At 65.0% G+C, this 12,242-nt stretch carries 12 protein-coding genes and 1 pseudogene; all 13 read right to left on the bottom strand.

The genetic code is table 11. The annotated features are described in order from the left end of the window. Positions 1–94 precede the first annotated feature (94 nt). The 13 genes and pseudogenes from ACYVD1_RS03330 to menB all read right to left on the bottom strand — a co-directional run bounded on the left by ACYVD1_RS03330 (position 95) and on the right by menB (position 12,229). Positions 95–553 (bottom strand): phosphotransferase, encoded by a 459-nt coding sequence (locus ACYVD1_RS03330; RefSeq protein WP_460767492.1) that lies wholly within the window; start codon positions 551–553, stop codon positions 95–97. Continuing rightward, positions 553–1,014: a hypothetical protein gene (locus ACYVD1_RS03325; RefSeq protein WP_460767489.1), complete on the bottom strand. Its 462-nt coding sequence runs from the start codon at positions 1,012–1,014 to the stop codon at positions 553–555. The genes ACYVD1_RS03330 and ACYVD1_RS03325 overlap by 1 nt, the downstream gene beginning before the upstream one ends. Further along, positions 1,011–2,030, bottom strand: a complete 1,020-nt coding sequence (locus ACYVD1_RS03320; RefSeq protein WP_460756862.1) for a DUF7064 domain-containing protein — start codon at positions 2,028–2,030, stop codon at positions 1,011–1,013. The genes ACYVD1_RS03325 and ACYVD1_RS03320 overlap by 4 nt, the downstream gene beginning before the upstream one ends. Next, the gene (locus ACYVD1_RS03315; protein ID WP_460756859.1) at positions 2,027–2,554 is read right to left on the bottom strand and encodes a hypothetical protein; all 528 of its coding nucleotides are present in this window, start codon (positions 2,552–2,554) and stop codon (positions 2,027–2,029) included. The genes ACYVD1_RS03320 and ACYVD1_RS03315 overlap by 4 nt, the downstream gene beginning before the upstream one ends. Next, positions 2,554–3,708 carry a phosphotransferase family protein gene (locus ACYVD1_RS03310; RefSeq protein WP_460756856.1) on the bottom strand — a complete coding sequence of 385 codons (1,155 nt, stop codon included), beginning with the start codon at positions 3,706–3,708 and terminating at the stop codon, positions 2,554–2,556. Before ACYVD1_RS03310 ends, ACYVD1_RS03315 begins: the two co-directional genes overlap by 1 nt. 110 nt (positions 3,709–3,818) lie before the next feature. Further along, complete coding sequence (locus ACYVD1_RS03305; RefSeq protein WP_460756853.1) at positions 3,819–4,820, bottom strand: DUF7064 domain-containing protein; 1,002 nt, start codon at positions 4,818–4,820, stop codon at positions 3,819–3,821. Positions 4,821–5,351: 531 nt separating this feature from the next. Further along, positions 5,352–6,294, bottom strand: a pseudogene (locus tag ACYVD1_RS03300) (transposase). 60 nt (positions 6,295–6,354) lie between these two features. Continuing rightward, the gene (locus ACYVD1_RS03295; RefSeq protein WP_460767486.1) at positions 6,355–7,368 is read right to left on the bottom strand and encodes a hypothetical protein; all 1,014 of its coding nucleotides are present in this window, start codon (positions 7,366–7,368) and stop codon (positions 6,355–6,357) included. Continuing rightward, a complete protein-coding gene (locus ACYVD1_RS03290; RefSeq protein WP_460756845.1) occupies positions 7,365–8,438 on the bottom strand; it encodes a phosphotransferase family protein in 1,074 nt (357 codons plus the stop codon). Before ACYVD1_RS03290 ends, ACYVD1_RS03295 begins: the two co-directional genes overlap by 4 nt. Positions 8,439–8,449: 11 nt before the next feature. Then, a complete protein-coding gene (locus ACYVD1_RS03285; protein ID WP_460767483.1) occupies positions 8,450–9,298 on the bottom strand; it encodes an enoyl-CoA hydratase/isomerase family protein in 849 nt (282 codons plus the stop codon). Beyond that, positions 9,299–10,111, bottom strand: coding sequence for an enoyl-CoA hydratase/isomerase family protein (locus ACYVD1_RS03280; RefSeq protein WP_460767479.1), 813 nt, complete (start codon positions 10,109–10,111; stop codon positions 9,299–9,301). It lies immediately after the preceding gene. A gap of 390 nt (positions 10,112–10,501) precedes the next feature. Further along, entirely contained in the window at positions 10,502–11,287 is a 786-nt protein-coding gene (locus ACYVD1_RS03275; RefSeq protein ID WP_460756829.1) for an enoyl-CoA hydratase/isomerase family protein, read from the bottom strand. A 114-nt stretch (positions 11,288–11,401) separates the two neighbouring features. Further along, positions 11,402–12,229, bottom strand: coding sequence for a 1,4-dihydroxy-2-naphthoyl-CoA synthase (menB, locus tag ACYVD1_RS03270; RefSeq protein WP_460756823.1), 828 nt, complete (start codon positions 12,227–12,229; stop codon positions 11,402–11,404). Between the last annotated feature and the right edge of the window lie 13 nt (positions 12,230–12,242).

Genomic DNA, 12,242 nt, shown 5'->3' with positions numbered 1-12,242 from the left:
CCTGCTCTTCCCGAGGCCGCGTGGATCAACGAACCGGACACCGCACCTACCGCGCAGCACAGCGCTGACCTGTGTGAAGCGGCCTGACGATCACCTACCCCTGTCCGATTCGACTTGACACACTCCGATCGCCAACGTGCCCCAGCTCCCAGTCCAGCCACGCAGTGATCTCCCCAGTCGCCTCATCGAAAAGGAAGTTTCCGCTGCGAAAGTCTCCGTGGACGATCCCAACCCGATCCGTGGCGGGAAGGTTGTCCGCCATCCAAGTCGCGGCTACGTCCATGACCGCATGGTCCTGACCGCGGTCCAGCTCCCACACCGAACGCTCCATGTTGAGCCGCTCCCGTGCCGCCTGGGTCGTCCCTGTGCCCGGCACCCACACGGCCGGCGACGCCAGGTGCCCAACATCGAGGTTGTGCATCGATGCCAGGTGCTCAACGATCTGCGGCGCCAGCTTGGCTCGGAGATCGGGATCGAAGCCCGTACCCAGACCCGACACATTCCCGTCCTTCGTCGCAGACGGTTTCGTGACGCCATGAACGAACGAGTAGATCAGTGCCGGGTCTGGAAGCTCCTCACCCAGGGGTCCGCCCAGAGCGCTTTGGGAACGGGGAGCGCGGACGCGGATGCTTTGCAGATCTCAAATTCGGTCTGCTTGTAGGTGGTGTTCAGTGTCTCCGGCGGGTCAATGCTCAGGAGAAGACGGTCCTGGACCCTTCCGCGACTAGGCGCCTGCCAGTCGAGGGTGAAGCCGATCTGGATCTTCGAGGCGCCTCCCGTAATCCAACCGACGTCGGAGACGGTGAAGTCCCCCGCAACGCGCGATTCGAGGAACCGGCTAAGGCAGCGGTGCACGTCGTCGAGGTCCAGCGGGGACCAACTCCCGCCCGAGCGCCGCTGGTACCTGATGTCGAGAGCCTTCTGGCTCACCGGATCAGTGGGGAACTTCCGTTTTACTGCTGCGACCTGATCGGACGTCGGATAGTCGTTCTCTGCCACTGGTGTGGTGGTCATCCCTGATCTCCTTCGGTGAGGGATAGGCGGGCCGCGCGCCCGTGGCGTGAGCGTCTAGCTGCTAGAAATTCGATCCCCCAGACGTCGGCCATCAGCCCGTGGGCCACGCGCCCGTCGAATTCGTAACGCATCAGCGCCTGGTTGGTCAGGTAGGAAGGGCTGAAGGTGTACCAAGGTGTGGCCGCCTTGGCGACCCCGATGAATTCGTAGGTGCGCCCCCGCTCGTCGGTCACGCTGATCCGGTTGGAAGTCGGCAGCATGTTGACGTGCTCGGCTTCCATCGTGGCGGCGGTGATGCCGTAGGTCTTCCCACGGTCATAGACGTAGCCGAAGCGTAGGGGGGCGCAGACGATATCGTCGTCGACCAGGTCCATCCCCATCACCAGATGGATTCCGAAATCCTCGTCGAACGGGATGTGGAGGTAGGTGAGCGCCGCCTCGCCCAACTCGGTGCGGGTTCCCCAGCTACGGTCGAACCCGCCCATCGCGTCGACCTCGTAGGTCTTACCTCGCAGTCGCAGGGCACCCCGAACGCGCCCCACGTAGTCGAGGTGCCCGCCCGCCCAGGCGTCGCCGAGCCCGAGGTCGCGGTGCTTATTGGAAACGTTCAACAGCGGGTTCTCCGCAGGATCGTTGGGATCCCAGGCCGCCATGCAACCGGTGAAGTCGAGGTCGAACTCGCAGACGCCGTTGAGGCTGGTGTAAGTGAACCGGTAGTCGGTGGGTGGACCGTACGCATCGACGGAAAGGCCATTCTCCAGTTCGAACTTCGCCATCGACGGAGGGCACGGCGTGTGCATGTGCGGATCCGTGAAGTCGGCCGTGAACGGCTCCGGGTTGATCCCCTGGACGACATTGATCGACGAGATCGTGGCTCCGACGTTCGGACGCGCCAAGAGGTAGACGTTCCCGTACATACGTTCCTCGGGGATCGCGAACCAGAATCCGATGCTCTCGGCCCACCGCGTCAGTGAGGAGTCGTTCTTGTGGAACTCAGCATCCTTGGGCCCGATCATGACTCCACTCCGCTAACGCTGCCGAGCAGCTCCCCGACCGGTTGCACAGAGCCCGGATCAGGATCGAATCCCATCGGGAGAAACCACGCCCGCTCCAGTGCGACCCGAGCGTGCGAGGCACTCACGACGGCCTGCTCAAGAGCCGGAGCCGCCTCCTCGGTGACCAACTCGAACGCCTCTGAGGCCAACGCCTGGATGCGCGCGGAGGAGCGGCGTACGCGTTCGCCAGCGCCTTCCCTGCCCTGTAGGAGCCGCTCCGCCTCGTCCAGCTCCTCACGCATAGCGGCGGCGGACTCCGTCGGCAGATGGGGTTCCACCGCGCGGCCGACCCCCAGATCGTCCTCGAGGTCACGCCACTCTCGCGCCGCTACGTAGGCCATCCGATCACGCACTAGGGCGAGATATGCGATCGAGAGCATCAACTGCTGCTGTGCGAGCGGATCCTCGTCCGCGACAGCAGGCGCCACGATCGTTGTCAGGGAGCTCGAGACGGCCTGCAGCGCGTTCTGCAATTGTTCCGTCATCATTCCTCCACAGTTAGAAGTCGAAGTAGCTGTTGGGACAGGACCGGCGTCATGCCCCTAACCCAGGCAAGCAGCACATTCTGATGGGTCTTGCCGAGGAACGAGATACGTGTTGCGGTGGCCAGCGTGGCCACCAGTAGCTGGTGTGTGTTGGCGACCTTGTAGTAATGCAGGCGATTCCGGTCGACAGGGAGGCCGGAGGCCTCCTCGTAGCGGGCGAGGAAGTCTTCCTCGGTGAAAAGCCCGCTCACCAGGTACATGCCGGTCTCCGGGTCGGTGTGGCCGAATGTGGCATCGGTGACCCAGGCGAGGTCGCGGTGGCGGTCACCCAAGTGGGTGTACTCCCAGTCGAGCCACGCGGTGATCCGCGCATCCTGCTCATCGAAGAGGAAGTTTCCGCTCCGGTAGTCACCGTGCAGCAGACTCACCCGGTCGACCGTGGGTAGGTTGCGCCCCAACCAACTGGCGGCGGCGTCGACCAGGCGGAAGTCCTCGCTCCGGTCCTCCTCCCAAACCCGTCGGTACTGGTTGAGCTTCCAACGAGGGGCGTCCACGGTGTCCACAGCCGGCTTGTCGAAAGAAGGAAGCTCCAGCGACCCGACCTCGAGGGTGTGCAATGCCGCGAGGTGGCTGACGAACTGCTCCCCAAGCGGGCGGCGCAGGTCCGGACCAAAGTTCGTCCCCAACCCACTGACTGCCCCCGAGTCGGTCAGTTCCGGCTTCGCAACGCCAGCCATGCGGGTGTAGACGAGTGCGGGCTGCAGAAACCACCGGGCCTCCTCGTCCAGCCAGAGCACCCGGGGGACAGGGAGGTGGCCAGAGACGGCCGTGAGGACCTCACCTTCCTGCCGTCGGCTGGTGGCGTTCAGCGACTCCGCCGGGTCCATCCGCACCACGAGATCGTCCGTCACCCGGCCCCGCACCGGGTCGGTCCAGGTGAGGTCGCAGCCGAGCTGGATCTTCGAAGCGCCACCGGCGAACCAGCAAGCGTTGGTGACCTCGAAGCCTGAGCCGATACTGGCCTCGAGCATTGACTCAAAGCAGGCGACGAACTCGTCGAGGCCGATGTGTTGGTAGGCACCGTTGCCCCGCTGCTCAAGCTTGCGGACGAGTTGCCGGTCCAGTTCCGAGTCGATCTCGAACCGCCGACGCATCTCTTCGACGAACTCCTGCGGGGGGTCGTCTCGGAGCGCGAAGTAAGCCCCTGGATCGTTGCGGTGGAGCTCCGACCATCCGGCGCGATCCGAGGTACGCGTTACCCTGCTCATGCTTGCGCCCGCTTACCGTGCCGCGACTTGTGCTTCGCCAGGTAGTCGAGGCCGAGGATGTCCGCCATCTCACCCGTACCAACTATGCCGTCGTGTTCATATCGCATCAGGCTCTGATAGGCGACATCGCGTGGATTGAATGCATGGAACGGGTGAGCTGCAATCGCCGTGCCGCGGAACTCCCAGGAGGTGCCTGCGGAGTCGGTCACTCGGATGACGTTGGACATGGCGAGCATCTCGACGCGCGTCGCTTCGACTGTCGCGCTGACGAGGCTCCGCGTCTCCCCGTGCTGAGTGACGTAGCCGAAGCGCAGGTCGCCGTACCGCACCTCCCCGTCCGGGTCGATCCGCTCGTCGACGGCGAGGTGCATGGAGAAGGCCGGGCCGAAGTTCACCGAGATCCACGCGACCGCCCACGTGCCCAGATCGCGACGCGGACCCCAGCTGTGGTCCATGCCCTCATAGCAGTCGACGGCGTACTCCTGGCCGTGGAGCGTGAGGGTGCCGGTGATATGGCCCTTGGTCTCGAAGTGGCCGGTCGCCCATCCGTCTCCGCGGGTGTCCAGAGTCGCCTTTCCGTCCGCTTCGGTGAGGAGGGCGTTCTGCTCGGGGTCATGCATGTCGAACGGGTCGTGCAGCGCCTGGAAGTTCAGGTCGAACGAGCAGGTCCCCAGGTTGTGCTCATAGGTGAGGTGATAGTCACGGGGCGGGTTCCTGACCTCCACGCTGAGCCCATTCGGCAGCGTGTAATTGGTGAAGTTGTCTGGGCATGGCAGGTGCACCTGGCAGTCAGTGAAGTCGATCTCGTAGGGCTGGCGGCAAATGCCCTGTGCCAGACAGATGCTCGACAGCGCAACCCCCAGGTTGGGCCGCGCTAGCACATAAGCGTTGCCAAGGATTCCCGCCTCGGGAACCGCGAAGATGAGGGCCGTGGTCTCGGTCCAGGACCAGTCCTCGGGGTCTCGCGTATGGAAGTCGACGTCTTCTGATTTGATCACGGAGTCATCTCCCTACTGGGGTGTGAACGCAAAATCGGCTGATTGCTAGGAAAGCCGGAAAGACTCGTCAGCGAATATCCCTCCCAGTGCCTCTCAAGCCCACTCGTTCGACGAAGTATCAAACGAGAGCCACCGCTCGCCGGGCTCAACGGTGGCAAGAAGAGCGCGGGCGCCAATCTCCGCCTTTGTCGGCAGGTCGGTACAGGGTCCACCTCCGGCGCGCGGCCGGATCGGCGACGGCGGCGACAAGGGTGAGTCGATCGGGAGTCTCTGTCACCGCGCTGCTAAGGACATCGCCCACGGTCGACTCAAGCTGCTCCTCGGAGCGTCGGGTTCTCAGTGTGATGCAGGCAACATGGTCGTATGGTACGACACATACTTTAAGTTGAAAAGTATTTTGGTCTAACCTTTTTACTCAAGGCTGCCTGCAGCTGACACACGCGCCCTCACACCCGCAGTGAACTGTGCGTTCGCACTTCTCGCCGCAGGCGTCGCGGGCATGCTGTTCGACCTGGCCGATCGCTCGTTGGCTCACTCGAAGGTGATAGGGGCGCTCAGCCGATTCATAGGTGAGTAGTTCCAAAGGGCCAGGGAGCGCAGGACGAGTCGGCCGGTCCGGTCGTTGTGCCAAATAGGGGCGGTTAGTGCCAGAACACGCTGGAGCACCCGTACCAGCACCCTCCCGAAGTGTGGCCACCGTGTCGTCCCAGGTCCAACTGGCCCTTGAAGATCTGATTGATCGACTCGATCACGTGCCTCAAGGGACGAAACAACGCTGATCCCGCCCGTGCGGCCCACACCCCCGCGGGCCGGACGCAGCAGGGAGAGTCCTGACTGGGACAGCTCTTGTTCGAAGCGGCGTCCCACGTAGTTATGTCCGCGATCAATGTCTGGTTCGGACGCTCGCTCACCAGGCCCGGAGCGGTCTCGAAAATCTCGATTAGCGTGGTGCGCCCGTCGGCCTTAGCGCCAGTCAGGGCGAAAGCGACGGGAGGCCCACCCAGGGTGCACACCAAGTGCAGACGCAGCCCTCAACAGAACCGGGGACGGGAGGCGGAGTACCCGCGCTGGGCCCAGCCGACCAGCTTGGAGCGTTTGACGGTCTCGCGGAAGCGGGCGCACACCACGGGGGTGGAGTCCACCACCCACACATCGTCGGTCCAGGAGCTGGTGTGGGTGGCCAGATGTCGGATGAGGTGGCGGATCAGGTGGGCGGATTTGCGTCAGCGCTTGTTGTAGCCGCTCTGTTGGGTCGGGTAGGGGAACTCTTCGAAGAGACGGGTGCGAGCGTAGCGCAGCTATCGGGTCTCGTTGGTGTAGCCGAGCAGGTCTTGTATAAGGGCCAGAGTAATCAGGTCGGAGTCGGACTAAGGGGGTGGTAGCCGATTCCAGGGCGCCATGGGTCTAGGTCGGGGGCTTCGAGCAAGGTGTGGGTGTGGGTTACTTTGGCGAGGGAGTGCAGGTTCTGCGTCACAAAAAGACCGCGGGCTCCCTCGCCTCATGTTGAGCCCCAGCACCCCTTGGGCTTACCCATCTAGACCAGCGTCGGCTGGTAGCTGTACGAGGGCGACCGCGTGAGGGCGTACTCGAAGATGCCGTAGCCTGCGGTCCCCTCCCAGTCGAAGACACAGCACCGATCGGTCAGCGCCGAGTCCAGTGTCGTGGCATTGACGCTCCCGTCCAGCGGGTAGACGTCATACTCTTCATGGTCGAGCCCGCGGAACTTGCCGTGGTGACCGCCGTACCCTCCACCGGCCATGTATCCGCCCCGGGTCGGAGACTTCGCCGACACGCGGTAAGTGCGACCGGCGGCGGTAGTGACCTGAACGTCGCCGGAGACCAGGTCGTTGTCCGTTGTGAAGGTCAGGGCGTGCTGAACATCGACGACGTCATCCACCTGACCGTCCTCGTGCATGACCGCGCCCTTGAGCAGGCTCCGGCCGCCGGAACGGTCCTCCACCAGGAGGAAGCCGATGGCCCGATCCGGGAACTGAGCCTGGTACCAGGCGTGCAGCCCCTGCCCGCCGGACATGGTACGCACACCGCGGGAACGGTCCCTCCCCCCGTACCAGCCGTTGACGGAGCGACTCTCCCCGTCCAGGGTCAGGGTTCCCTCATATCTTCCGGGCTGAAAAAGGTGGTCGAAGGATGTGGTGTTGCCGTCGGTGTTCTCCACGTCCACAGTGCCGACCCAGTACGGTGCCCGGGCATGCCAGGTCAAGTCCAGTTCCAGGCCGGTGCGGTTCTGGCCGAGCACCAGCCGCCACACCTTGTTGTCCTCCACGGTTTCCCAGCGAAGAGGACCGACCGAAGCGCCGTCGGTGGCGGAGAGCTCGGTGGAGAAGCGCAGGTTGCGTTGCTCGGTGCCGGTGGAAAGCACCACGAAGCCGTCAGCCACGTCCCGGGGCGGGTAGCTGCCGGCTCCTAGGACAAGGGAGGGGGTGGTGCCGTCATCGGGGTGGAGGTTGAACATGAACCGGTCGAAGAACTTCTCCGGCATGCCCGGGGCGCTACTGGTGACCATCGCGTCATCGAAGGCGGTGCTCATGGTACTCCTTGATGGTTCTCGTTCTGCGTCGATGTCTCAGGCGGGTTCAGGCCCGCCGTCTCCCGCGCCTCGGCCAGGAAACTGTCCACCAGCCCTGGGGTCTGGTAGTAGTCGTCTTCACCGCGGCGGCGACTGTATTCGTAGAGTGCGGCCAGCTTCCAAAGGGACATGGTGATGTACCAGTCCAGTCGGCCCAGGTCCGCCCCGGTCTGCTCGGCGTAGCGTTCGGCCAGTTCGGCGCGGCTCGGATACCCCTCCTCGAGCATGGCCGTGCCCAGGTCCTCCGTAGGGGTGCGGGCGTGTCCCGGCTTCGGTACCGAGGACAGGAAATATCCCAGGTCGAGCAGGGGGTCTCCCAGGGTTGCCAGCTCCCAGTCCAGGACGGCGGCGACCCGGCCGGGGGCGTCCGGGGCGATGATCATGTTGCCGATCCGGAAGTCGTTGTGGACTACCGAGGCCCCGGACTCCGGAGGGACGTTCTGCTCCAACCAGTCGAAGACGGTCGCGAAGGCCTGCGACTGGTTGCCCTCAGCGTCCTGCACCAGTCGTGCTATGCGCTTCAGGTGCCGGGCATTGAAACCCGCCGGCCGCCCAAGGTCGTCCAAACCGGCGGCCACGTGGTCCGTGGTGTGCAGTGCTGCCAGGGTGTCCACCAGGGAGTGGGCGATACTGCGCCGCCGCTCGGGAGTCGCCAGCTCCTCGGGAGTCCGCGTGGTGACTACGTGGCCCTGGGCAAGGGTCATCACGTAGAAGGGGACGTCCAGCACCTCCCCTGCCTGGGCCGTGGCCAGCACCTCGGGAACCGGGAACCCGGCGCCGTGCAAGCCGGTCAGGAACCTCGCCTCCCTCAGCATGTCGTTGGCTCCTGGAGGCAACGGTGGCGGCGGCGGTCGGCGTACGACGACGTCCCGCTCACCATTGCTGATCAGGAAGGTCAGATTGGAATGTCCGTCCCCGATGGGCCTCGAGGCCAACGGCCCGGTCATCACACCGTGCTGGTCGAGAAAGGCAGCCAGACCCGTCAGGGTCTCCTCGGTCCAGTCCCAGACCAGTGCACTTCTCTTAGTCACAGGGATCTCCCTCAACGGCCGGTGAACTCTGGAGGGCGCTTCTCTTTGAAGGCAGCCAACGCCTCAGGCATGTCCTCGGTCCGGGTCATCAATGCCTGTCCGCGGTTCTCCAGCTCGAGGGCTGCCGCGTAAGAAGTGATCTCCTGGTTCCGCTGGATGGCCCGCTTGGACATCCGCACCCCGCCGGGGGAATTCCGGGCGATCTGTGAGGCAGTTTCCAGTGCGGCGTCAAACAGCCCCTCGGTGGGGACGACGCGGTTGACGAGACCGATCCGTTCGGCTTCTTCTGCCCGGACGATGCGGGCGGTGTAGCCGATCTCGGCGGCCCGGCCAGGCCCGATGAGCCGGGTGAGGTTGTAGGAGGTGCCCAACTCGCCGATAGACAGCCCGACCTTGACGAAGGCGGCACTGAACTTGGCGGTGGGGGCGGCCAGTCGGATATCGGCGGCCAAGGCCAGGGCCAGCCCGCCTCCGGTGGCCGGGCCGTGCACCGCGGCAATCACGGGGAACGGCAGGTGACGGATGCCCTGGATCCCGCCGGTGGCCGTTTCCTGGAACTTCAGGAACTCGCGCACGCCCATGGTGGTGATCACGTCGATCTCTTCGAGGTCGAATCCGGCACAGAAGGCGCGGTCACCGGTTCCGGTGAGGATCATGGCGCGAGCACCGCTGTCCCGGACTGCGCGGGCAACCAGACCGTATTCGGTGAACATGCGAACGGTTTGGGAATTCATGCGGTCCGGACGGTTCATCCGCAGGACCAAGATTTCCCCGGGCACTTCTTCCAGAGTCAGCGTTTCCAGCTCAGGAATCTGCAGGTTCATGGTTCTCGCCTTCCATTGGGCCGGGCTGTCCGCCACTCAGGCGCCGATGTAGTTCGGGGTGCGCTTTTCCTTGAAGGCCGCCAGTGCCTCGCCCATGTCCTGGGTGCGGGTCAAAAGGGCCTGTCCGCGGTTCTCCAGTTCCAAAGCACCCGCGTAGGAGGCGGCCTCCATGTTGGCGTGCAGGGCACGTTTGGACAGCTGCACACCGGTGGGCGAGTTGCCCGTGATGGACGCGGCCAGCTCGACGGCGGCCTGCACCACCTCGGTGTCGGGGTGGACACTGGTGACCAGCCCCAGTCGCAGAGCTTCCTCGGCGCCTACCTGCCGCCCGGTGTAGGCGATCTCCGCCGCGTGGCCGGGACCGACCAGCCGAGTCAGTAACCAAGAGGCGCCGAGGTCCCCGGCGCTGAGGCCGATCTTGACGAAGGCGGCATTGAAGCGTGCGGATTCAGAGGCAAGGCGAATATCAGCGGCTAGGGCCAGGGACATTCCCCCACCGGCGGCAGGACCGTTCACGGCAGCGATGCAGGGCACGCGGATGCTCCGCAGGGCCAGCAGGGACCGCGCGGCCCGCTCCTGCTGATCAAGCATGCCCATGGCCCCGAGCTGCGGCAGTTCATCGACGTCCCCCAGGTCATAGCCCGAACAGAAGGCCCTGCCTGCCCCGGTCATGACCAGGACTCGGATCTCGTCGTCCTGGTCGACCTCCCACGCCAGATCCTCGAACTCCCGAAACATGGTGTTGGTCATGGCGTTGTAGGAGCCCGGCCGGTTCAGAGTCATCACCACCACCCCGGTGGCGGGTTCTTCGAGGGTGAAGGTCTCGTAACTTGCCTCTGTGGTCTTCATGGTCTCTCCGTGACTGTGAGCCCGCGGAACCGCAGGTGGTCGGTGGTCTACTGGGCCGAACCAGCTGGCCGGTCCGTGACCGGCGACGGGGCGAGGTTGGCGGCAGCACTCTCCTGGTCGGCCACAGCGCCTGACTTCAGCCAGGAAGCAATCCGCCACGACGGTGTGCCCCAGCCGGCCAGGGCCTCTTCGCTGTGTTCGCCCGGCAGAGGCGGGGGGCTGGCCACGCCGACCGGTCGTACTGGCCCCCGGGAAGGGACTCCCCGTCCAGACGGAGTACGTCGAGCAGGTCGGCCAAGATCATGGCTGCGAAGGGTCCGGGGCCCATGGATCCGATCTCCAGCACCTGGAGTCCGGACAGCGGGCCGGTTGTATGCCTCTGCATGGTGCTTACCGGAACTCCGGCGTTCTCTTGGCGATGAACGCCGAAATGCCTTCGGCTGCTTCACCATGCTCGAACAGCCCTTGTTCCTGCTCGACCTCGACCCGAGCTCCCTGGTCGAACGGCAGGTCGTAGGCAGCGTTGACCGAGCGCACGCCGGCCAGCTGGGCCGGCAGCGAGGCCGCCGCGAACTCGTCCGCGAGGGCCAGGGCGGCCTCGAGGACGTCCCCGTCCGTGGACCGATCCACGATCCCCATGGCCGCGGCCTCCTCGGCTGGGACTTGGCGGGCGGTGAGGATCATGTCCAGGGCTTTTCCGCGGCCGACCAGCCGGGGTAGCCGCTGTGTGCCGCCGGCCCCCGGGATGAGACCGATGTTCACCTCAGGAAGTCCGTAGCGTGACCGGGCTCCGCCGACGCGGAACGTACAGGCCATCGCCAGTTCGAGCCCGCCGCCCAGGGCCAGCCCGTCCACCGCGGCGATGCTGATGAACGCGGACGCCTCGAGCCGGTCGTTGACGGCGCGCATCTCGTCCCCGTAGGCGGTGAAGGTCTCCGCGCTGATGGTTCCCAGGTGCTTGATGTCCGCTCCGGCGGCAAAGAACCCGTCGATGGCGGATCCGATGATCATCACCTTGATGTCCCCCGCCGCCTCTGCGGCGTCGCAGGCCGCATTCAGGCCCTCCAGGAGTGGAACACTCAGGGCGTTTGCCGGTCCGCAGTCCATAGTCACGACCATGGTGCCGGGTCGGGTCACCCGCCAGGTGACGACTTCGGTTGCCTGCGCTTCTGCCATCGGAACCTCCGAACCGGAGAAGGAAATTAATGGTCTGACCATACTAGGGCAACCTTCCCTTGGGAAGGCTTTCCGCAGCGGGGTCGAACGGAACCAGCGCTGCGGTTGAACTGCTCAGGCTCGCCGGGGGAACCGGGTGAAGTCCGGGTCCCGCTTACCCTTGAAAGCTTCTCGGCCCTCCTGGGCTTCCTCCGTCCCGTAGAAGAGGAGGTTGGCATCGTGTGCTAGCTGCTGAATCCCGGCGAAGCCGTCCTCCGCGGCGTGAAAGGAGGCCTTCATCAGGCGCAGGGCGTAGGGCGAGAGGGCGAGCATCTCGCGGCACCAGGCCAAGGTCTCCTCTTCGACGCGTTCCAAAGGGACCACGGTGTTGACCAGGCCCATCTCCAGAGCCTGGGCCGCGTCGTACTGGCGGCACAGGAACCAGATCTCCTTGGCCTTGCGTGCACCGACCAGCTCGATGAGCAGCGAGGCCCCGAAACCGCCGTCGAAGGATCCGACGCGCGGTCCGACCTGGCCGAAGCGCGCGTTGTCCGCCGCGATGGCCAGATCACAGACCAGTTGCAACACATGCCCGCCGCCGATGGCCCAGCCGGACACCATGGCCACGATCGGTTTGGGGCACCGACGCATCTGCACGTGCAGGTCCGTGACGTGGAACCGGCCGGTGGCGTTCGCGTCCGTCTTGTACCCGCTGTCACCGCGGACTCGCTGGTCCCCACCCGAGCAGAAGGCCTGTTCTCCCGCACCGGTGAGGATGATGACGCCCACGCGCTCGTTCTCCCGGGCCGTGGCGAGAGCATCCGAGACCTCGATCAGTGTCTGGGGCCGGAACGCGTTGTGGACCTCCGGACGATCGATGGTGATCTTGGCGATCCCGTCCAGCGTGCACTCGTAACGGATGTCCTCGTAGTGTCCCTGCGAGACCCACTCGGTGGTGGTCATGCTGCCCGTCCTC

The organism is Nocardiopsis nanhaiensis, from assembly GCF_054778635.1.
Note: the sequence above shows the minus strand (reverse complement) of the source record. Positions and strands in the feature narration are given on the sequence as shown.

What these genes read in the sequence shown, in the direction of transcription:
- ACYVD1_RS03310 (WP_460756856.1), bottom strand. Translation starts at nt 3,708, where the DNA reads ATGCGTCGGCGGTTCGAGATCGACTCGGAACTGGACCGGCAACTCGTC.
- ACYVD1_RS03275 (WP_460756829.1), bottom strand. Translation starts at nt 11,287, where the DNA reads ATGGCAGAAGCGCAGGCAACCGAAGTCGTCACCTGGCGGGTGACCCGA.
- ACYVD1_RS03295 (WP_460767486.1), bottom strand. Translation starts at nt 7,368, where the DNA reads ATGAGCACCGCCTTCGATGACGCGATGGTCACCAGTAGCGCCCCGGGC.
- ACYVD1_RS03325 (WP_460767489.1), bottom strand. Translation starts at nt 1,014, where the DNA reads ATGACCACCACACCAGTGGCAGAGAACGACTATCCGACGTCCGATCAG.
- ACYVD1_RS03320 (WP_460756862.1), bottom strand. Translation starts at nt 2,030, where the DNA reads ATGATCGGGCCCAAGGATGCTGAGTTCCACAAGAACGACTCCTCACTG.
- ACYVD1_RS03315 (WP_460756859.1), bottom strand. Translation starts at nt 2,554, where the DNA reads ATGACGGAACAATTGCAGAACGCGCTGCAGGCCGTCTCGAGCTCCCTG.
- menB (WP_460756823.1), bottom strand. Translation starts at nt 12,229, where the DNA reads ATGACCACCACCGAGTGGGTCTCGCAGGGACACTACGAGGACATCCGT.
- ACYVD1_RS03280 (WP_460767479.1), bottom strand. Translation starts at nt 10,111, where the DNA reads ATGAAGACCACAGAGGCAAGTTACGAGACCTTCACCCTCGAAGAACCC.